The organism is Aeromonas sp. DNRA1 (genome assembly GCF_963888745.1).
Classification (GTDB): Bacteria; Pseudomonadota; Gammaproteobacteria; order Enterobacterales; family Aeromonadaceae; genus Aeromonas; species Aeromonas hydrophila.
The window spans coordinates 66,075-84,190 of the sequence record NZ_CAWPKQ010000002.1 but is presented as its reverse complement, the minus strand read 5'-3'; the positions used below and the strand labels follow the sequence as shown (position 1 = coordinate 84,190).

The following is an 18,116-nucleotide window of genomic DNA, read 5'->3' as shown; positions in this document are numbered from 1 at the left end:
CGGCATCAGGCGTCGGCCAGCAGACGCTCGACCGCATCCACCACGTCGTTGACGCTGCGCACCGACTTGAACTCTTCCGGCTTGATCTTCTTGCCGGTCAACTTCTGCAGGTGCACCACCAGATCGATGGCGTCGATGCTGTCGAGCTCGAGATCCTGATAGAGACGGGCCTCGGGGGTGATGGCCTCTTCATCGACCTCGAACAGCTCGACGAGGGCGGCCTTGATCTGGGCAAAGATGTCGTCACGGGTCATGGCTCAGGCCTCCCCTTTCGACTGGGCCTGCACCAGGGCGACCAGGGCCGTGACGGAGGCGAAATGACGACGGGTGTTTTCATCCTCGGCGGAGAGCACGATGCCGTAGCGGCCCTTGATGGCAAGGCCCAGCTCCAGCGCATCGATGGAGTCCAGCCCCAGGCCGTCACCGAACAGCGGCGCCTGACTGTCTATGTCGTCAGGGGTGAGCCCCTCGAGGTTGAGGCTGTCGATGATGAGTTGTTTTATCTCTAGATGCAGGTCTTGCATAACTGTTCCACATGCTGTCATTGGGGCCCCGGTTGCAGGGCCTGGGTGAGAAACCGGGTCAACTGGCGGGCGGCCAGCGCACTGCTCTGGCCGGTGGCGACCACCTCGTCCGCCGCCACTTGCTGCAGGAATTCTATGGTGAAAATCGGCTTATTTTCCGGGATCTTGAACCATTTGTCCTGCTTGGTGAGAAATCGGGTGCTGCAGTGGATCCGCACCAGTTGCAACGGCACCTGGCTGCGCACCGCCAGCTGGGCGGCGCCGCGCTGCAGCTTGATGGGTTCGCCCGGGGTGGTGCGGGTTCCCTCCGGAAACACCAGCAGCAGGCCGCCGGCCTGGATCCGCGCCTGGCACAGGGCCAGCAGATCCTCGCCTGCCACGTTGGGCAGGTAGTCGGCAGCCCGTACCACGCCGCCGATGAAGGGGTTGCGCCAGAGGGACTGCTTGACGATGCAGTCGCACACCGGCATCTCGGCCGCCAGCATGACGTAATCGAGCAGGCTGGGGTGATTGGCCACCACCAGAGCACCGCGCAAGTGGGCGGGCATGCCGCTCACGCGGTAATCGAGTACTCCCCAGCCGCGCAGCACGCCGAGAAACAGACGAAAACTGTGGCGAATGGTGAGCTGGGCCAGGGTACGGCGCCGCTCGCCGCGCAGACAGAGCGCCAGCAGCGGAAACCAGCACAGGGAGAGCAGCAAGCCCCCCACCCCGAACAGGGTGAAGCCCAGAGCCGTGCCGATCAGCCGCCAGCCCCGGTTCAGCAACGCTGCCATCTCCACTCCTGACGGCCGTCAGCGAGGATCAGGGTCGGCTCGCCTCGCAGCAGGGCACGCCAGCAGGCCAGACTCTGCGGCAGCGGGCGGCCGGCCGGATCGACAGTGCGATGCGCCCCCGCACAGCGCCACTGGTCGCCCGCCGTCAGCACCAGCCCCAGCGCGTGGGGTGGTGCCTCCTCCGCCAGCCAGGGGCGGTGAAACGCGGGCACCGGCCCCTCGAAGGCCACCAGCAACACCCGGCGGGCACCGGCCTGCAGGGCGCAGACCGCTTCGGTCAGGCCCGCCATCAGGCTGTTATCCCCCGCGGCCAGCGAGGTCATGGGGATGGCGGCCTTGCCCTGAATGGAGCAGAGCCCGGCGGCGGTATTGTGCACCGACATGGAGAAATCGGTGGGCGACAACGCCTGCCCGTCCGCCAGCGCCTGCAGCAGGGTCATGGAGCGGGCCAGCTCGCCGTGGCGGCTGACGAAGACGGCACTGTCTATCTGGTGGCGGGCCAGCAGGCTCAGCCCCACCTGCACCGCCAGCCGGGCGCCCTGACTCAGGCGGCGCGCCATCATCATCGGCAGCAAGGGGGTGGCGGGAAATGGCGGGTCGACAGGCCAACAGCCCTGCTGCGCCCACGCCTGCCAGGCAGCCTCATCGGCCAGACCGGGTGACAGGGCCTGACTATCCAGCAGCGAGAAAGAGAGCATGTTTCGGGCAACCTGTCCTTACATCGATGGGTGGACGCGAAGACGATAAAAGGCACTCACCCGGCGGGCAGTGCCTGCTCCACGACATTGAATGGCGTCATCAGTTTAATACCGGCGGATAATACCATTATTCATCAAAAATAATAGCCAGCGCAGATTATCCACCGCCTTGGTCATTGAAAATAAACTATTTGTGTTGTCTCATTGCCACGCCCAAATTGATGAATATCCTTCCCAAGGAAAATATTATGAAACTCATTAATAAAATATCCCTGCTGCTGGCCTGTGCCCTGCTTGCCGCCTGCTCCACCAGCCAGCCAATTCGCAATATGGCAGCCAATCCGGTGCCCTTCAATCTGACCGAAGAGCAGGTGGCCAATGCCATTATTACGGCCGGCATCAGCAAGAGCTGGGTAATGCGCCAGGAGCAGCCAGGACTAATTCGAGGCCAGGTCAATGTGCGCCAGCATCAGGCGGTGATCAATATTCCTTATAGCGCTCGCGATTATTCCATTAATTATGTGAGCAGCGTCAATCTGGACGACAAAGGCAAGGGCAGCATCCACCGCAGTTATAACCGCTGGGTACTGGGTCTGAATCAGGCCATTCAGGCGGAACTCGCCCGCACCCAGAGCCGCTGATCCGGCAGGAGCCACCCCGTGAATCACTATCAGGCGGATCCGTACAACGCGCTGGAAGCCATCAGCGAGGCCCAGAAAATCGCCTTCGGGCCCATGCTGTTTCAGGCCAGCTGGTGCCTGCGTGAAACCGGGGTGCTGGCCTATCTAGAGACCCGCGGCTCGCAGGGGTCCGCGCTGGCCGACATCGCCCAGGCGTGTCAGCTCAGCGAATACGGCGCCGGCGTGCTGCTGGACATGGGGCTCGGCGGCGGACTCTGCTATCTGAGCGAGGAGCACTATGTGCTGGGTCGGGTCGGCAAATACCTGCTGCACGACGCCATGAGCCGGGTCAATCTCGACTTCACCCAGCACGTCTGCTATCAGCCCCTCGCCCACCTGCTCGACGCCATCCGCGACGGCACCCCCGCCGGTCTGCAGGAGTTCGGCCCCTGGCAGACCCTCTATCCGCACCTGAGCGAGCTGCCCGAACCGGCCCGCCGCAGCTGGTTTGCCTTCGATCACTTCTACTCCGACTGGGCCTTCCTGCAGGCCCAGGACAAGGTGTTCGGCTACGAGCCGCGCCACCTCTACGATCTGGGCGGCAACACCGGCAAGTGGGCCATCGCCTGCGCCAGGCGGGATCCGGCGCTGCAGGTCACCATCCTGGACCTGCCCGAGCAGCTGGCGCTGGCCAGCTGCAACATCGAGGAGGCGGGGCTGGCGGCGCGGGTGCATGGCCACCCGGTGGATCTGCTGCAGGCGGGCCCCCTGCCCGGCGAGGCGGATATCTGGTGGATGAGCCAGTTTCTCGACTGCTTCAGCCACTCGCAGATCGTCGCCATCCTGAACCGGGTCCGGCTGGCCATGAAACCGGACGCCCGGGTCTGCATCCTGGAGCTGTTCTGGGACAGGCAATCCTTTGAAGCCGCCAGTTTCAGTCTCAACGCCACCTCCCTCTACTTCACCTGTCTGGCCAACGGCAACAGCCGCTTCTACCACTCCAAACAGCTGTACCAGTGCCTGCGCGAGGCCCACTTTCACGTGGAGGCCGAGCACGAGATCCCGGGGCCGGGCCACACCCTGCTGGTTGCCCGCCCATTGCACACGAGGCCATAATGCCGCCATCGGCATGGAGATGATGATGAAACGAGAAGGAGCACGGCATGAGGCGTGACTGCATGACCCTGATGGCGATCGGCCTGACCCTGGGCAGCCTGCTCGGCGGCTGCGCCGACATCAAGGAGGCGGGCAGAACCGTGGGGCACACCACTCGCAACGTGACCCGCGAAATTGGCCACACCACCCGCGATGTGACCCGGGAGATCGGCCACGGCACCCGGGATACCGTCAAGAAGGTCGGGGATGAACTGAGCAAATGAAAACAGGGGCCGCGGCCCCTGTTTTCATGGTGCTCATGACCAGGCTCAGTTGCCCCACATGGCCATCAGCTGAGACTCCATGGCCTCTTCCTGCTCATCCGGCAGCTCGGCGAAGAAGTCGAGCCCGGTCTGCTCCTCCACCGCATCCACCGTCACTATGTAGTCTGCCAGCTTGCTGGCCGACACGTTCTGCTGCGGCAGGATGAAGGCGATCGCCTCCTTGTTGGCCACATCCATCACCACCCGGTAATAGGCGTGGGGCACGGTCACGCCGTTGCCGATGGAGGCATCGGAGTTGGTGAAGATGGGGCCGGTGATCACGTAGACATCCTGGTAGGCGATGGCCCACTGCCGGGTCTTCTCCTCCAGGATGCGCCAGGCCCCCTGGTTGAGCGCCGGCAACTGCGGGGTCATGTTGGTCAGCAGGAAGCTCTGCTTCATGGTGGTGGCGGTGGAGCGCATGTCCGCCGCCGGCGCCTGATGGCCGCGGTCATAACCGGAACCCTTGTAGTCGGCCAGGGTGGCGCGGAACTGCACCGGCACCTCCTTGTCCTCGGCAAAGGCATCCTTGCGCGGCACCTGGCCCTGGGCGCTGGCGGCCGTCATCCGGTAAGAGACCCAGTCAGAGACCTTGGTGTCGTAGTTGTAACCGGCGGCATAGCCGTCCCGGCACAGCAGTTGACTGGATTGGCTGGGCACCCCGAGCTTGACGTGATCCTTGCATTGGAAGCCCGCCGCCAGGCTCGGGAAGGTGGTGAGAGTGAATCCGATAGCCAGAACTAATTTATTGATATTATTCATTATTATGCCACTCCTTGTATTAGGCGGAGTGATTTGACACCAGGTCGGATGAGTAAGGCAATCGAACAAATTGTGAGCGTGTCGGAAATGTGAAGAGGGCTGCAAATCGGTAAAATCGGCGTCGCCAGCTGGGGGATTGTCATCCTTTTGTCATTGTGTAGTGCAGTAACTTCGAGAGGCTTATCAGATAGATAGGAACAAAAAAGCGGAGCCGGTGGCTCCGCTGCAATCATCAATCCCGCTCAGCTCTTGACCTGAGGCCTGGGGGTATCGGGTTGGGAGGGCGGCAGGATCGGCAATACTATCTGTGGCTGCTCGCCGGTCAGGCTCTTGAGGTAGGCGGTCATGTCGTCCGCCTCCTGCTCGCTCAGGGTCTGGCCGAGCTGGATGTCCGCCATGATCTGCACCGCCTCCTTCAGATCCCACACAGAGCCGTCGTGGAAGTAGGGGTAGGTCAGCTCGATGTTGCGCAGGGTTGGCACCTTGAACCAGCCGATGAACTGCTTCTCGCCGGTCACCCCACCGCGTCCCTGGGCCGGGTTGTCGGTCTTGAACGGCTTGACCAGCCCCATCTTCTGGTAAGAGTTGCCGCCGATGGCCACCCCGTTGTGGCAGGCGGTACAGCCCTTCTCCTTGAACAGCTGATAGCCCTTCAGCTGCTGCGCGGTCAGCGCCTTGGCATCCCCCTTCAGCCAGCGATCGAACGGCGCATTGGGGGTGACCAGGGTCTCCTCGAAGGCGGCGATGGCATCGGTCACCTCGTCGATGCCGAAGTCCGCCTTGCCGTACACGGCGCTGAACCGGGTCCGGTACTCGGGCAGGGTGTGCAGGGTCTCCAACGCCAGCTTGTGGGTGAAGGCCATCTCCAGCGGGTTCTCGATGGGGCCCGCCGCCTGCGCCTGCAGATCCTTGGCGCGCCCATCCCAGAACTGCACGAAGTTGAGGCTGGAGTTGAGCACGGTGGGCGAGTTGATCGGCCCCTCCTTCCACTTGTGGCCGAGGGAACTGACCTGGTTGTCTACCCCGCCGGTCGCCAGGTTGTGGCAGGAGTTGCAGGAGATGGCGTTGGATTTCGAGAGCCGCGGCTCGAAGAACAGCATCTTGCCCAGCTCGACTTTTTCCGGTGCGCTCACCTTGGCCGCTTCCACCGGCTGGATCGGCTCGTTCGCCCACCCCATCCCTGGCAGGCCCAGCGCCAGCAACAGACAATATTTATTCATTTTTTCTCTCTCCCTTGTGGCTGTGCATAACAACAGCCTCAGCCTGCCCGGGAAAGCCTGTGCATTATTTGTTCAAGATCAAATGAGACCAACAAAAACCACATTAAAAACAATGAATTAATATATTACAGACGGACTGGTGGCGGGGACTTGCGCGGCAAAAAAAATTGAATTCTGATGAATGAATTATGAGCAAATTCATCTGCGATAACAGCCAATTAATTAGATTGCTGTCATTGAATAAAGCGATTGTTCAATATGCAGGCGTGGCGCCCATTATTTAGATTCATATTAAATACATCATAAATATCGTCGGCGATCACCCAGCCAATAATAAAAATACCGTCTGACCTTCTGTATCCCGCAATTCAGATGATGCCTTCCGTTATTTCCTCGTCAATGCAGGAAACGGATCGCCGTGCTTTTCAATCAAGATAAGGATGCATGATGAGAAAGTCCCTGTTGGCCGCCGCCCTGTTGCTCTGCCCCGCCGCCTTCGCCGCCCCCCCGCATTGGGAATACAGCGGTGAGGCCGGCCCGGCGCAGTGGGCCAGGCTGACCCCGGAATTTGGCCAGTGCGCGGGCAGCAACCAGTCGCCGGTCAACCTCGACGGTCTGGTCGAGGCCGAGCTGGCCCCGCTGCAGTTTCACTACCTGGCGGGGGGCCGCAGCGTCACCAACAACGGCCACACGGTGCAGGTCGACTATGCCCCGGGCAGCAGCCTTGAGCTCGACGGCATGCGCTTTGAGCTCAAGCAGTTCCACTTCCACGCCCCCAGCGAAAACCTCATCAAGGGCCACTCCTATCCGCTGGAAGGGCACCTGGTGCATGCCAACGCCAAGGGTGAGCTGGCGGTGGTGGCGGTAATGTTCGAGCCGGGCCATGCCAATGCAGCCCTGAGCCAGGCCTGGCAGGTGCTGCCAGCCAAGGCGGGCGAGATCCACGCTCTCAATGAGCCGATCTCGGCCGAACAACTTCTGCCCATCAAACACGACTACTACCGCTTCAGCGGCTCGCTGACTACGCCGCCCTGCTCGGAAGGGGTGCGCTGGCTGGTGATGAAGCAGCCGGTGCAGGTGAGCCAGGCCCAGATCGACGCCTTCAAGGCGGTGATGCACCACCCCAACAACCGCCCCGTGCAGCCGCTGCACGGTCGGCTGGTGCTGCAATAACGCCTCCGGCGACTCATAGAGCCGACATGAAAAAAAGAGGGCCCGCGGGCCCTCTTTTCCATTCTCCACGAGCCATTACAGGCTGGCGGCGATGCGCGCCCCCAGCGCGGCGTTGTTCAGCACCAGCTGAATGTTGGCCGCCAGCGAGTTGCCGCCGGTCAGTTCGCACACCCGAGCCAGCAGAAAGGGGGTGGACTCCTTGCCCTTCACCCCCTGCTCGTCCGCCTCTCGCAGTGCCTGGGCAATGGCGGCGTCGATGTCGGCCTTGGCCATGGCAAACTGGGTCGGGATCGGGTTGGCCACCACGGCGCCGCCCGCCAGCCCCAGCTCCCACTTCAGACGCAGTGCCTCGGCGATTGCCGCCGGGCTCTCGAGGCGGTAATCCACCTTGAAGCCGCTCTCGCGGGTGTAGAAGGCGGGCAGCTCCTCGGTCTGGTAGCCGATCACCGGCACCCCCTGGGTCTCCAGGTACTCCAGGGTCAGACCGATGTCGAGGATCGACTTGGCGCCGGCGCAGACCACGGCCACCGGGGTCTGAGCAAATTCCTGCAGGTCAGCCGAGATGTCGAAAGTCTCCTGGGCGCCGCGATGCACGCCGCCGATGCCGCCGGTGGCGAACACCCGGATCCCGGCCATGGCGGCCACTATCATGGTGGAGGCCACCGTGGTCGCCCCCAGCCCCTTGTTGGCCAGCACGAAGGGGATGTCGCGACGGCTGCACTTGGTGGCGGCGTGGCCGGCCCGGCCCAGCGCCTCCAGGGCCCCCGCATCCAGACCCACCTTGAGGCGGCCATCGATGATGGCGATGGTGGCCGGCACGGCGCCATTGTCCCGCACCACCTGCTCCACCTGGCGCGCCGTCTCCACGTTCTGCGGATAGGGCATGCCGTGGGAGATGATGGTGGACTCCAGGGCCACCACCGGCTTGCCGGCGGCCAGCGCGGCGGCAACTTCAGGTTGGATATCGAGGTAAGCGTTCAACATGGGTACTCCTCCAGCATGCGTTCAACGGCGGCCTTGGATAGGCCGGAAAAGACGGTATCGGAACAATTGACGGTGAGGGCGGCGCAACCGAGGGCGAACCGGGTTGTCTCGATGATGCCCTGCTCCTGCAGCCAGGCGTGGGCCAGCCCTGCCATGAAGGCATCGCCGCCGCCGGTCACGTTGACGACCGGGCTGCCGAGCACGGGCAGATGGCCCTGGCAGGCCCCGTCGCTATAGAAGATCCCCTGATCGCCGAGGCTCAGGAACAGCCGCTGCACCCCGGCGCGGTGGAACCAGGCCGCCGCCATGGGCCAGGTGTCGGATCCCTCGATGGTGAAGCCGCACAGCTGCTCCGCCTCGGTGCGATTGGGTTTGAGGGTGTGGATGCGGTGCAGCCAGGGGCGGATCTTCTCCACCTTGGCCACCGACACGGTGTCCACGAAGATGATGTGCTCCCCCTGGCGCTCGAACAGCCAGTCCAGGGTGTGGGTAGCGAGGTTGGTGTCGAGCACCCAGAGGCGGGCCGCGCCAAGAAAACCGCTCAAGGGGGTGAGCCGGGCCGGGGTGAGCTGCTCGATGATCGCCATGTCGTTGACGGCGCAGCTCATCTCGCCGCTGCCATCGTGCAGGCTGAGGTAACAGGAGGTCGCCTGGCCATCCAGCATCAGCACCTGGCGCACGTCGACGCCAGCACGCTGAGTCACATCCAGCAGATGATGGCCGTATTGATCGTTGCCCACCGCGCTCAGCAGCCGGGTGTCGGTGCCAAGGCGAGCCAGGTTCTCGGCGATGTTGCGCCCCACCCCGCCGGCCGAGGTACGCACCTTGCCGGGGTTGGAGTCGCCGATACGCAGGTTGTCGTGGCTGCAGCCGCAGATATCCATGTTGGCACCGCCGATCACCACGGCGTAGGGCCCTTCGCGCAGCACATAACCGCGCCCCTGCACATAGCCCTGACGCATCAGGCTGGAGATGTGGCTCGCCAGCGCCGAGCGGCTGATGCCGAGCCTGTCTGCCAGCTCCTGCTGGGCAATCATGGGGTCCTGGCGCAGCAGGGCGAGGATCTCTTGCTCACGTTCCGTCATAGACAAACACCCAATTACAAACGTTTGTCTATTATTTCCGAAAAACGTTTGCTCGCCATCGTCTTGTGCAAGAATTGTCGGCTTGCGCACAAAAATCAGACGATAGGAAGCAAGCGAATCTCGGCCTATACCTGTCACTTTTTCTGCGTTTGCCGGCGGGCACGGCTTATAATGCCGCCGCCACAGAGGAGAGCGAGATGAGAGAGTCAGATCACGAATGCCTGCCACCACAGGGGGATGAGTCAACGCCACACGGCGAGGCAGGCTATTGCTGCATCGGGCTGGTCAACCCCAAGTCACCGGAGAACGTGGGGGCCGTGATGCGTGCCGCCGGCTGCTACGGGGCGGACGAGGTCTACTACACCGGCAACCGCTTCGAGCTGGCGCGCCGCTTCGCCACTGATACCAAGCAGATGGTGGAGAAGATCCCCCTGCTCGGGGTCGACGATCTGATGGAGATGGTGCCGGCCGGCTGCACGCCGGTGCTGGTGGATCTGATCGAGGGGGCCACTTCCCTGCCGGACTATGTGCACCCGGAACGCGCCTTCTACATCTTCGGCCCGGAGGACGGTACTCTGGATCCCGCCCGCTTCAAGGCGGTGCAGGAGGTTATCTACGTCCCGACGCAAGGCTGCATGAATCTGGCCGCTTCGGTCAACGTGATCCTCTACGACCGACTGGCCAAGCAACTGCGTGCCAAGTAAGCAGCAATGCTCTACGTAGCCACACCCAAGGGCTGCATGAATCTCGCCGCTTCGGTCAACGTGATCCTCTACGACCGGCTGGCCAAGCAGCTGCGTGCCAAGTAAGCATTAGATGCTCTACGTAGCCACACCCAAGGGCTGCATGAATCTGGTGGCTTCGGTCAACGTGATCCTCTACAACCGGCTGGCCAAGCGTTCAAGAACGGAGCAGGCAGAGCAAGAAGGTCTCTTGAGCGCCCATACCAGCAAGCCAGTGGATGTTACGGGACTCAGACTCTGATGGAGAAAGTACTGTTTGGCGGCAGCACATTTGGGATGGGACTGGCATTGGCGACTGCAGGTGTGGCCTGCGACTCGCCAGCTACGGGCTCACCTGTTCTGGCCTCTTCCGCCCGCAGACGCGCTATCTCGGCCATGATCTGCTCCAGCTGCTGACGCAGCATATTCATGTGATCTTGCCGCGCTTTTTCAGCCTGAGGATCTGCCTTCTCCTTATCTTCCTTCTGACTGGTCAGCTCTTTTAGATGCTCCCTGATCTTGGCAGCTTTGGCCTCCAGCTGGGCCACTCGCCCCTGAGGTTCATCAGACTTGGTGTAGGCATCGGGACGGCTGATGGCGCTGGATGGCAGGGACACTTGCATATGCTCTCTCTTCAAGGCGGTTGAACCACTGTTATCGACAGCTAATCGATATATTTAAGGCTCAATTGTCACCAAACTTCAGCCTCTGCTCCTGCTCTTCGATAAAATCACGATAGTAGTCGTAGAGCCGGTAGCGCCGGTATATCTCGGCCAGGGTGCCGTGTCGCACCAGGTTGGCCATACCTTGATCCCAGAGCTGTTGCAGGCTGCGTCCCTTCTCGGTATCGGCAAAGATGGGATAGGTCGGGACCCAGCGCAGGAAGATGCGCTGCATGTTGGCGGGGATGGCGTCCGCCGAGTAAAGCACCCCGGCGGTCAGGTAGTAGCGATAGCGCTCCTTGGCCAGCAGCTGCAGCGCCATGTCGTGGCTGTCGATCTCGTGCCAACGCATGGAGACCGGTATGTACTTGTCAAAGGCCCAGCCCCGCAGCCATACCACCCCCTGCCCGCTCAGACTGTGCTCCCCTTGCCACTGAGGCCGCCACTTATTGAGCATCAGCACCGTCAGATCATCGGCCGAGGCGGGATGACGGGGTTGCAGCACACCGCTCACCTCGTCCCGATAGACCCCCATCGCCATGTCGCCCCCTTTCTGGGCGATCACCGCCAGGGCCCGCTTGTAGGGCACGATGCGCGGGATGACCTGGTAACCGTTGGGCTGATAGATGGCCCGCACTATGTCCAGATAGACGCCCCTGCCATCCGGCTGGCAGAAGCCCGGCCAGTCATCGCAATAGACATCGAGGGGATCGGCCCGACCCGGCCAGCAAATCAGCAACGTCAATGAAAGCAACAAACGAATCATGTCTTACCGTTTCTCCGCAGGCGATGCCATTTGCAGCCGCGCCCAAGCCATTTCCCATGATATGAAGATCTGACGGCAACGCACCTCTTTTTCCCGGTTTTGCGAGCGAGTCGAGGGTTATTGCCCGCTGAATCGGTATTATTGACAATAAGATTCATTAGTAACCCAACATAGGGGAGCCTTCATATGCCATCCATTAAAACCCTGCTCTGTCCGGTCGATTTTTCCCAGATGTCACAAGCCGTGCTCGACTATGCCGTCTTCATGGCCCAGAGCCACCAGGCCGAACTCAAACTGGTCCACGTGGTGGATCAACTGCACGGCTTCGACAGCTACAAGATCCTGCACATGACCGCCATCGAGATCACCCACGAGATGGAGCGTCAGGCCAAGAGCCAGATGAAGGAGCTGGTCGCCAGCCTGCCTATTCCGGCCACCTTCGAGGTGCGCTTCGGTCGCGCCGCCGACGAGATCGTCGTGCAGGCCAAGGAAGAGAAAGCCGACCTGGTGGTGATGGGCAGCCACGGCCGCTCCGGCATCAGCCATCTGCTGGTAGGCAGCGTGGCCGAGTCCGTGGTGCGCCATGCCCCCTGCCCCGTGCTGGTGGTACGCAAGTAGCCGCAACGCCAGACTCACTGCCAAAGGCCAGCATCTGCTGGCCTTTTCTATTTGGGCTCGCGGCAGACCTCAGCCGTGGGCATAGATGACGCTCCCCCCCTTGATGATGTCGATGATGGCCCTGGACTGCTCCTTGGGCAGTGCGGGGCAGCCCCAGCTGCGGCCCAGTTTGTCATATTTGCGCAGATGGCGCGGGCTGGCATAGTCGGCGCCGTGCACCACGATGGCGCGCTTGCGGGCATTGCTGTTCTGGCCAGGACTGAGGCCGTCGAGGCGCAGCGAATAGCCGTGCTTGCCCTGATAGGTCTCGGCGGTGCGATAGACACCGAGCGAGCTCTTCATGGAGTTGAACTGGTTGGAAAACTGGTTGGCAGCCAGCTCGCCCGAGTTGCGACCATGGCTGACCCAGGTGTGGTAGAGCAGCTTGTGGCGCTTCACGTCGATGACGAACAGCCGGCGCATGGTCGAGGGTTTGCTGTAGTCGATAATGGTGAGAATGGGTTTGCGCTTGTGGCGCACGCTCTGGTAACTGGTGATGGCCTTGCGAAATACCTGTTTGTCGAGCTTGCCGGCCAGCCCCAACTGGCGGTAGAGATCCTGATCCCAGCTGGCGTGGCTATTGCTGCTAAAGCAGAGCGCCCCCAGCAGCAGCGGCAACCCCAGCCAGAGCGCCCCCCAGCGCTTCATCCAATCTGTTTGCTTCATCCTTGAATCTGCTCCCTTTTTTGTGGCTAGCGCAGCGCTCAAAATATCGCCACACCTCGCTGGATAGTTATATGCAAGCCCCTGATAGCAGGCAAGAAAAAAGCAAAAAAATGCCGACCTGAGTCGGCATCTTCACACAGGAGCACAAAGGCGTCAGGCGCGACTCAGGTAGTCCGCCAATCCCACCCACTTGTAGCTGGTGAGCTCGGTCAGCCCCATGGGGCCGCGGGCGTGCAGCATCTGGGTCGAGACCGCCACCTCGGCACCCAGCCCGAACTGGCCGCCGTCGGTGAAGCGGGTGGAGGCATTGACGTAGACCGCCGCCGAACCGGCCCCGTTGACGAAACGCTCGGCATTGGCCAGATCGTTGGTGAGGATGGCATCGGAGTGACCGGCGTTATGCTCGCGCATATGGGCCAGCGCCTCGTTCACATCCGCCACCAGCTTGACCCCCAGGGTCAGCGAGAGCCACTCGGTATCGAAGTCTTCCGGGCCGGCGGCACGCAGGCTGTCGGCACCCGCCAGCAGCGGCATGGCCTCGGGGGTAGCGACCAGGGCCACCTTGCGCTCATTCATCAGGCCGACCAGTTGCGGCAGCAGGGTCGCTGCGACCTTCTCGTGCACCAGCAGGCTGTCGAGGGCATTGCAGGCGGAGGGGCGCTGTACCTTGGCGTTGTCGATGACCGCCAGGGAGCGCGCCAGGTCGGCGCTCTCGTCCACGAAGATGTGGCTGATGCCGAAACCGCCGATGATCACCGGAATGGAGCTGTTCTCCTTACACATCTTGTGCAGCCCGGCGCCGCCGCGCGGGATGATCATGTCCACATAGCGGTCGAGGCGCAGCAGCTCGCCCACCAGCGCCCTATCCGGGTTGTCGATATACTGCACCGCATCGCTCGGCAGGCCTGAGGCCGCCAGCGCACTCTGGATCACCCGCACCAGCTCCAGATTGGAGTGGAAGGTTTCGCGGCCGCCGCGCAGTATGCTGGCGTTGCCGGTCTTGAGGCAGAGGCTGGCGATATCGATGGTGACATTGGGACGCGCCTCATAGATGACGCCGATGACGCCGATGGGCACCCGGCGGCGGGAGAGGCGCAGGCCGTTCTCCAGCACCCGGCTGTCGATTTCGGCCCCGACCGGATCGTCCAGAGAGATCACCTTGCGCACGTCCGCCACGATACCGGCCAGCCGGGCCGGGTTGAGCAGCAGCCGATCCAGCATGGCGTCTAACAAACCCGCCGCACGGCCGGCGGCGATGTCTTTCTCGTTGGCGGCCAGGATCTGGTGGCTGCGCGCCTCCAGCTCGTCGGCGATGGCGGCCAGCGCCCGGTTCTTCTGCGCCGTGCTGACGGTGGCCAGCTGATAGGCGGCTTCACGGGCCGCCCGCCCCATTTTCTCCAGACTCATCTCTCTTCCCTTTGGTTCTTGCGGGGCCGCCCGATGGCAGCGTCCCCCCTTATCTTGATGTGCCGCTGCCCTTGCGTGGCAGCGGCTGGCGACTCACAGCAGCACCATGTCGTCGCGGTGGATGGCCACGGCACCGTAACCGTAACCCAGCACCTGTTCGATGTTGTCCGAATGGACGCCGCGCAGCTTGTTCAGCTCCAGGTGATTGTAACGGCAGATGCCGCGCGCCAGCTCGGCCCCCTTGGGGTCGAGAATGCGCACCACGTCGCCACGCACGAAATCGCCCTTCACCGCCACTATGCCCTTGGGCAGCAGGCTGGAGCCCTTCTCCTGCATGGCGGCCACGGCGCCCTGATCCACCTGCACTTCGCCGTGAGGAGGGGGCCCTGCCAGGATCCAGCTCTTGCGCCCTTCCAGCGGCGACGCCAGCGCCGGGAACAGGGTGCCGATGCGCTCGCCCTTGGCGAGACGGCCGACCACTTCCGGCATCTGGCCGGTGGCGATCACCACATTGACGCCGGCGCGGCGCGCCACGTCGGCGGCCTGCAGCTTGGTGGCCATGCCGCCGGTACCGAGCCCGCTGACACTGTCCCCCGCCAGCTTGCGCAGGGTGTCGTCGATGGTCTGTACCTCTTCGATGAGCTGGGCATCCGGGTTGGTACGGGGATCGGCGGTAAACAGCCCCTTCTGGTCGGTCAGCAGGATCAGCAGATCCGCATCGGCCAGGATGGCGGCACGGGCGGAGAGATTGTCGTTGTCGCCCACCTTGATCTCGGCAGTCGCCACCGCGTCGTTCTCGTTGATGACCGGGATGATGCGGTGATCGAGCAGGGTACGCAGGGTGTCACGGGCATTGAGGTAGCGCTCCCTGTCCTCCAGATCGGCGCGGGTCAGCAACATCTGGCCAATGTGCAGCCCATAGAGGTTGAACAGATCCTGCCATACCCGGATCAGCTGGGTCTGGCCGACGGCCGCCAGCATCTGCTTGTTGGGCAGGGTTGGCGCCAATGGAGGGTGGCCCAGATGCTCACGGCCGGCCGCAATGGCCCCCGAGGTGACCACCACGACCCTGTGGCCGTGACGGTGCAAGGCTGCACACTGTCTGACCAGCTCGACCATGTGGGCACGATTGAGCTGGGAAGATCCCCCGGTGAGCACGCTGGTGCCCAGTTTGACGACTATGGTTCTGTTTTCCATGGGAGCAAAAAGGCTGAAATATAAGGAATCCCTTTATACCCACGGCCCTGTTGCCCTGCAAGGCAATTAACACAAGGGCAGCGGCGGGTGCAGGCAAAGCGGAGCAAGCGGCAAAGAAACGCCCCGCCAGCCGATGGGTGGCTGGCGGGGCGGGGGTCATCAGGCGGCGGTGACCGTCAGTTCATTGGTGACCTGCTCAGCGGGAGCGAGCTGGCAACCAAGCTGATGCAGCTTGTCACTGATGAGCTTGTAGAAGTGGTTGAGGGTACGTTCGACCTCTGCCTGATGCTTCTTGGGCAGCGGCTTGTTGAGCCACTCCCCTTCGGCGTTGTAGAAGCCGACCTGATAGTGATAGCTGAAGCTGTGATCCTGCTGCTCCAGCACCAGCCACCAGCCCCAGAATTCCCGTTTGTCCGGCGCCGGCTTGGCGCTGACACAGACGGAAAGGCAGTCGAAACGGTAACGCCCCTCTTCACACAGGTCCTCACGTAAATAGGGGCCAATCGCGGCAAACTGCCTCAGCAGTCGCTTGTAGGTCACTCTTTCTGACATGTTAACCTCCCTGTTGAACAAGCCACATCACCCTGGGATGACGTTATATTTTAGCGCTATATCATGTACATAAGTACTTCTTGAGCCAGTCGACCATCTCTTTCAACGCCTCGTCGTATACCTCCAGCAAGGGTTGCTTGTCGAACACCACCGCCTTGCCGTTACGGCTGGCGGACGCCAATGCCCGGACATCCTGCTCGGGACAAATAAAATCTTTCTTGTGTCCAATACTCAATATCGGCACGGAAGTGCGAGTCCCCAGCAATCCTTGCGTCTTGAGTGAAAATACCTGGCACTTGGTACGCAGCGACTCCCACTGGGCCGCATCGGCCCCCAGCCGGTTGGCCAGCCCGTCGCGCATCATGCGCGGGCAGCGGGCAAACATCTCCTGATTGGTAAACACCTGGTTGACGCCAGCGCCGATGCAGACCACGGTCCTGAGCTTGAACGGCTCGATGAAGGCAAGACGCGCCGCCACATTGCCCGCCAGGCGAAAACCCACCATGGCGATGCGCTGGTGATCAACCCAGGCCACTTCGGACAGATGATTCAATACCGCCTGATGCAGCCGGCTGGTGTCCTGCACCAGCGGCCAGTGCTCGGCATAGCCGATGCCCGGCATATCGAGCGACAACATGCCGATGCCGTTGGGCTCCAGGCACTTGAGATAGAAATTGAGGAAGTCGACCTGCAGCGAGTCGATGCCGCCGCTGACGATGACCAGGGGCACCGGCTTGTCGGTGGTCGGCAGATGGAGGTAGCCCTGAATGTGCTTGCCGCGAAACGGCACCTGCAGCTCCTTGAGCGGCACCTTGAACAGCCGTCCCGCCTCGCGGTAGGCCATGTTGCCGAGCAGCTGGGCCTGATCCGCCAGCTCGTCATTCTTCAGATGGGGGTAGCTGGCGATGGAGTAGTAGCGCACCGCCTTGAGCAGGCTTTTCAGGGCCGCGGCCCGCTCGCCCTGTGCCACCAGCTCGCGACCCCGGTTGAAGTAGCGGCCGGCCAGCTGGCTCCACTCATAGACCCAGTTGCCGGGCACATAACCTTTGATGGTATCCAGGAAGCGCTCGTGGGTACGCTCGCCCTCTCCCATGGCGATGCAGGCCAGGGTCTGCTCCACCTCGACCGGGTCCGCCCCCTGCCAGGCCCAGGTCGGCCGGCGCAACAGACGATACCAGCGCGATGACATGGAACCGTCGATGAAGGTCTCATCGACATTGTCATCCTGCTCCGCGACCGGGCTGGAGTTGGAGACTTCGGAGGTCTCCAGCACCTTTTTTACCCGGGTAAAGAGCTTCTCGGTCAGGTTAAGGTCGTCATTCAAGTCCAAAGCTATTACTCATACTGTCATGCAATGGCTCCATCTTAACCACTTTTCCCGCCCGGCAGCCAGTTGCACCACAAAAAAACAGGGCTCCCTATAGGAGCCCTGTGAAGCTGATTCGCTGCTTACTCTTCGTCGCAGATCGGCGTGGCAAACTCCAGCGCCATATCCCACGGCTGTTCGATCCAGGTGTCCTGCGGGATGGCGACTTCGAAGTCATCCAGCAGTTGCTCACCCATCGGCTTGGCGAAGATCGCGATGAACTTGGCCTTGGGGTAGAGCTCGCGGATCGCCTTGGCGGTTGTGCCTGTGTCCACCAGGTCTTCCACCACCAGCCAGCCTTCGCCGTCACCGGCGGTGGTGGCGGCCTTCACCACCACCAGATCACGCTGGCTGTTGTGGTCATAGCTGGAGATGCAGAGGGTTTCGACGTTGCGGATACCAAGTTCACGCGCCATCAGTGCAGCCGGTACCAGGCCACCGCGGCTGACCGCGATGATCCCTTTCCATTGGCTGACAGGCAGTTGACGACGGGCCAGACGGCGCGCTTCACGTTGCAGGTTGTCCCACGACACATAAAACTTTTTCGGCATACAATCGATCTCAACGAGTTATAAAAACAATCACTTAAGACTTGAAAACCCGTGCAGACGCACGTGATTTCGTTAATGCTGACGGCCCTTTTTCCCAAATTCGGCTTGCACCACGACCGCCTCGGGAGAAGACCCTCGGCAGCGAAAACAGATGCAATGGAAGCAGGATGGGCAGAGCTGGCGGTCATGTCACAGAGGGGGCAGGACCGCAGACAGGCTGTTGGGCGGGCATGATACCATCGTTTGCGGATAAATTGACTGGCAAACGTATGCGAAATGCAGGAAAAAAATCGAAGCAAGTCCGGCTGAC

The 18,116-nt window shown here is 62.0% G+C and carries 23 protein-coding genes and 1 pseudogene; 8 read left to right on the top strand and 16 right to left on the bottom strand.

Translation table 11 applies throughout. The annotated features are described in order from the left end of the window. Window positions 1-5: 5 nt before the first annotated feature. From AACQ43_RS06415 to AACQ43_RS06400, 4 genes are read right to left on the bottom strand one after another with little or no spacing between them, the layout of a single operon-like run. The gene (locus tag AACQ43_RS06415) at window positions 6-254 is read right to left on the bottom strand and encodes an acyl carrier protein (protein ID WP_011707160.1); all 249 of its coding nucleotides are present in this window, start codon (window positions 252-254) and stop codon (window positions 6-8) included. A 3-nt stretch (window positions 255-257) separates the two neighbouring features. After that, window positions 258-524, bottom strand: coding sequence for a phosphopantetheine-binding protein (locus tag AACQ43_RS06410; protein ID WP_029299230.1), 267 nt, complete (start codon window positions 522-524; stop codon window positions 258-260). A gap of 17 nt (window positions 525-541) precedes the next feature. Beyond that, entirely contained in the window at window positions 542-1,300 is a 759-nt protein-coding gene (locus AACQ43_RS06405; protein ID WP_168966556.1) for a lysophospholipid acyltransferase family protein, read from the bottom strand. Beyond that, complete coding sequence (locus tag AACQ43_RS06400) at window positions 1,285-1,998, bottom strand: beta-ketoacyl synthase chain length factor (RefSeq protein WP_168966554.1); 714 nt, start codon at window positions 1,996-1,998, stop codon at window positions 1,285-1,287. The genes AACQ43_RS06405 and AACQ43_RS06400 overlap by 16 nt, the downstream gene beginning before the upstream one ends. 176 nt (window positions 1,999-2,174) lie before the next feature. Here AACQ43_RS06400 and AACQ43_RS06395 point away from each other — a divergent pair, with 176 nt between their 5' ends. The 3 genes from AACQ43_RS06395 to AACQ43_RS06385 are packed head-to-tail and all read left to right on the top strand — an operon-like array spanning window position 2,175 to window position 3,997. After that, the gene (locus tag AACQ43_RS06395; protein ID WP_011707164.1) at window positions 2,175-2,639 is read left to right on the top strand and encodes a hypothetical protein; all 465 of its coding nucleotides are present in this window, start codon (window positions 2,175-2,177) and stop codon (window positions 2,637-2,639) included. A gap of 18 nt (window positions 2,640-2,657) precedes the next feature. Further along, window positions 2,658-3,734: a methyltransferase gene (locus tag AACQ43_RS06390; RefSeq protein ID WP_168966552.1), complete on the top strand. Its 1,077-nt coding sequence runs from the start codon at window positions 2,658-2,660 to the stop codon at window positions 3,732-3,734. Between the two features lie 47 nt (window positions 3,735-3,781). Next, on the top strand, window positions 3,782-3,997 hold the full coding sequence (locus AACQ43_RS06385) for a hypothetical protein (protein ID WP_011707166.1): 216 nt from the start codon (window positions 3,782-3,784) through the stop codon (window positions 3,995-3,997). Window positions 3,998-4,042: 45 nt separating this feature from the next. Here AACQ43_RS06385 and AACQ43_RS06380 read toward each other — a convergent pair whose 3' ends face one another. Both AACQ43_RS06380 and AACQ43_RS06375 read right to left on the bottom strand, forming a co-directional pair. Then, window positions 4,043-4,798: a DNA/RNA non-specific endonuclease gene (locus tag AACQ43_RS06380; RefSeq protein WP_011707167.1), complete on the bottom strand. Its 756-nt coding sequence runs from the start codon at window positions 4,796-4,798 to the stop codon at window positions 4,043-4,045. 242 nt (window positions 4,799-5,040) lie between these two features. Beyond that, a complete protein-coding gene (locus AACQ43_RS06375; RefSeq protein WP_168966550.1) occupies window positions 5,041-6,018 on the bottom strand; it encodes a cytochrome-c peroxidase in 978 nt (325 codons plus the stop codon). A gap of 447 nt (window positions 6,019-6,465) precedes the next feature. Here AACQ43_RS06375 and AACQ43_RS06370 point away from each other — a divergent pair, with 447 nt between their 5' ends. Continuing rightward, on the top strand, window positions 6,466-7,191 hold the full coding sequence (locus tag AACQ43_RS06370; protein WP_168966548.1) for a carbonic anhydrase: 726 nt from the start codon (window positions 6,466-6,468) through the stop codon (window positions 7,189-7,191). 75 nt (window positions 7,192-7,266) lie between these two features. Here the strand turns inward: AACQ43_RS06370 and AACQ43_RS06365 are convergent, their stop codons facing one another. Next, window positions 7,267-8,175: a pseudouridine-5'-phosphate glycosidase gene (locus AACQ43_RS06365; protein ID WP_168966546.1), complete on the bottom strand. Its 909-nt coding sequence runs from the start codon at window positions 8,173-8,175 to the stop codon at window positions 7,267-7,269. Continuing rightward, on the bottom strand, window positions 8,169-9,260 hold the full coding sequence (locus tag AACQ43_RS06360; RefSeq protein WP_168966544.1) for a PfkB family carbohydrate kinase: 1,092 nt from the start codon (window positions 9,258-9,260) through the stop codon (window positions 8,169-8,171). Before AACQ43_RS06360 ends, AACQ43_RS06365 begins: the two co-directional genes overlap by 7 nt. Before the next feature lie 197 nt (window positions 9,261-9,457). Here AACQ43_RS06360 and AACQ43_RS06355 point away from each other — a divergent pair, with 197 nt between their 5' ends. Genes AACQ43_RS06355 through AACQ43_RS06345 form a run of 3 tightly spaced genes read left to right on the top strand, consistent with a single transcriptional unit; the run spans window position 9,458 to window position 10,244 of the window. Then, window positions 9,458-9,964 carry an RNA methyltransferase gene (locus AACQ43_RS06355; protein WP_076360487.1) on the top strand — a complete coding sequence of 169 codons (507 nt, stop codon included), beginning with the start codon at window positions 9,458-9,460 and terminating at the stop codon, window positions 9,962-9,964. Window positions 9,965-9,970: 6 nt separating this feature from the next. After that, window positions 9,971-10,069 carry an RNA methyltransferase gene (locus tag AACQ43_RS06350; RefSeq protein WP_168966542.1) on the top strand — a complete coding sequence of 33 codons (99 nt, stop codon included), beginning with the start codon at window positions 9,971-9,973 and terminating at the stop codon, window positions 10,067-10,069. 7 nt (window positions 10,070-10,076) lie between these two features. Next, on the top strand, window positions 10,077-10,244 hold the full coding sequence (locus AACQ43_RS06345) for a hypothetical protein (RefSeq protein ID WP_168966540.1): 168 nt from the start codon (window positions 10,077-10,079) through the stop codon (window positions 10,242-10,244). Here the strand turns inward: AACQ43_RS06345 and AACQ43_RS06340 are convergent. Continuing rightward, entirely contained in the window at window positions 10,234-10,605 is a 372-nt protein-coding gene (locus AACQ43_RS06340) for a FlxA-like family protein (protein ID WP_146062869.1), read from the bottom strand. The two genes, AACQ43_RS06345 and AACQ43_RS06340, sit on opposite strands and share 11 nt — an antisense overlap. A 61-nt stretch (window positions 10,606-10,666) precedes the next feature. Further along, on the bottom strand, window positions 10,667-11,410 hold the full coding sequence (locus tag AACQ43_RS06335; protein ID WP_168966539.1) for a hypothetical protein: 744 nt from the start codon (window positions 11,408-11,410) through the stop codon (window positions 10,667-10,669). Between the two features lie 186 nt (window positions 11,411-11,596). Between AACQ43_RS06335 and AACQ43_RS06330 the strand changes: the two genes are divergently transcribed. Continuing rightward, window positions 11,597-12,028 carry a universal stress protein gene (locus tag AACQ43_RS06330; protein WP_060389869.1) on the top strand — a complete coding sequence of 144 codons (432 nt, stop codon included), beginning with the start codon at window positions 11,597-11,599 and terminating at the stop codon, window positions 12,026-12,028. Between the two features lie 69 nt (window positions 12,029-12,097). Here AACQ43_RS06330 and AACQ43_RS06325 read toward each other — a convergent pair whose 3' ends face one another. The 6 genes and pseudogenes from AACQ43_RS06325 to gpt all read right to left on the bottom strand — a co-directional run bounded on the left by AACQ43_RS06325 (window position 12,098) and on the right by gpt (window position 17,806). Continuing rightward, window positions 12,098-12,733 (bottom strand): murein L,D-transpeptidase catalytic domain family protein, encoded by a 636-nt coding sequence (locus AACQ43_RS06325; protein ID WP_076360490.1) that lies wholly within the window; start codon window positions 12,731-12,733, stop codon window positions 12,098-12,100. 153 nt (window positions 12,734-12,886) lie between these two features. Continuing rightward, window positions 12,887-14,152, bottom strand: a pseudogene (locus tag AACQ43_RS06320) (glutamate-5-semialdehyde dehydrogenase); the annotation flags it as partial. Window positions 14,153-14,233: 81 nt separating this feature from the next. Beyond that, complete coding sequence (gene proB, locus AACQ43_RS06315) at window positions 14,234-15,337, bottom strand: glutamate 5-kinase (RefSeq protein ID WP_168966535.1); 1,104 nt, start codon at window positions 15,335-15,337, stop codon at window positions 14,234-14,236. A gap of 159 nt (window positions 15,338-15,496) precedes the next feature. After that, the gene (gene crl, locus AACQ43_RS06310; RefSeq protein ID WP_011707187.1) at window positions 15,497-15,889 is read right to left on the bottom strand and encodes a sigma factor-binding protein Crl; all 393 of its coding nucleotides are present in this window, start codon (window positions 15,887-15,889) and stop codon (window positions 15,497-15,499) included. A 61-nt stretch (window positions 15,890-15,950) separates the two neighbouring features. Then, window positions 15,951-17,219 (bottom strand): esterase FrsA, encoded by a 1,269-nt coding sequence (gene frsA / locus AACQ43_RS06305; protein WP_043167599.1) that lies wholly within the window; start codon window positions 17,217-17,219, stop codon window positions 15,951-15,953. 119 nt (window positions 17,220-17,338) lie between these two features. After that, window positions 17,339-17,806: a xanthine phosphoribosyltransferase gene (gene gpt / locus AACQ43_RS06300; protein ID WP_016351815.1), complete on the bottom strand. Its 468-nt coding sequence runs from the start codon at window positions 17,804-17,806 to the stop codon at window positions 17,339-17,341. Window positions 17,807-18,116 lie beyond the last annotated feature (310 nt).

Coding starts and splice junctions, on each gene's coding strand:
- AACQ43_RS06415 (WP_011707160.1), bottom strand. CDS start 254: ATGACCCGTGACGACATCTTTGCCCAGATCAAGGCCGCCCTCGTCGAG.
- AACQ43_RS06410 (WP_029299230.1), bottom strand. CDS start 524: ATGCAAGACCTGCATCTAGAGATAAAACAACTCATCATCGACAGCCTC.
- AACQ43_RS06405 (WP_168966556.1), bottom strand. CDS start 1,300: ATGGCAGCGTTGCTGAACCGGGGCTGGCGGCTGATCGGCACGGCTCTG.
- AACQ43_RS06400 (WP_168966554.1), bottom strand. CDS start 1,998: ATGCTCTCTTTCTCGCTGCTGGATAGTCAGGCCCTGTCACCCGGTCTG.
- AACQ43_RS06385 (WP_011707166.1), top strand. CDS start 3,782: ATGAGGCGTGACTGCATGACCCTGATGGCGATCGGCCTGACCCTGGGC.
- AACQ43_RS06380 (WP_011707167.1), bottom strand. CDS start 4,798: ATGAATAATATCAATAAATTAGTTCTGGCTATCGGATTCACTCTCACC.
- AACQ43_RS06375 (WP_168966550.1), bottom strand. CDS start 6,018: ATGAATAAATATTGTCTGTTGCTGGCGCTGGGCCTGCCAGGGATGGGG.
- AACQ43_RS06370 (WP_168966548.1), top strand. CDS start 6,466: ATGAGAAAGTCCCTGTTGGCCGCCGCCCTGTTGCTCTGCCCCGCCGCC.
- AACQ43_RS06365 (WP_168966546.1), bottom strand. CDS start 8,175: ATGTTGAACGCTTACCTCGATATCCAACCTGAAGTTGCCGCCGCGCTG.
- AACQ43_RS06360 (WP_168966544.1), bottom strand. CDS start 9,260: ATGACGGAACGTGAGCAAGAGATCCTCGCCCTGCTGCGCCAGGACCCC.
- AACQ43_RS06355 (WP_076360487.1), top strand. CDS start 9,458: ATGAGAGAGTCAGATCACGAATGCCTGCCACCACAGGGGGATGAGTCA.
- AACQ43_RS06350 (WP_168966542.1), top strand. CDS start 9,971: ATGCTCTACGTAGCCACACCCAAGGGCTGCATGAATCTCGCCGCTTCG.
- AACQ43_RS06345 (WP_168966540.1), top strand. CDS start 10,077: ATGCTCTACGTAGCCACACCCAAGGGCTGCATGAATCTGGTGGCTTCG.
- AACQ43_RS06340 (WP_146062869.1), bottom strand. CDS start 10,605: ATGCAAGTGTCCCTGCCATCCAGCGCCATCAGCCGTCCCGATGCCTAC.
- AACQ43_RS06335 (WP_168966539.1), bottom strand. CDS start 11,410: ATGATTCGTTTGTTGCTTTCATTGACGTTGCTGATTTGCTGGCCGGGT.
- AACQ43_RS06330 (WP_060389869.1), top strand. CDS start 11,597: ATGCCATCCATTAAAACCCTGCTCTGTCCGGTCGATTTTTCCCAGATG.
- AACQ43_RS06325 (WP_076360490.1), bottom strand. CDS start 12,733: ATGAAGCAAACAGATTGGATGAAGCGCTGGGGGGCGCTCTGGCTGGGG.
- proB (WP_168966535.1), bottom strand. CDS start 15,337: ATGGAAAACAGAACCATAGTCGTCAAACTGGGCACCAGCGTGCTCACC.
- crl (WP_011707187.1), bottom strand. CDS start 15,889: ATGTCAGAAAGAGTGACCTACAAGCGACTGCTGAGGCAGTTTGCCGCG.
- gpt (WP_016351815.1), bottom strand. CDS start 17,806: ATGCCGAAAAAGTTTTATGTGTCGTGGGACAACCTGCAACGTGAAGCG.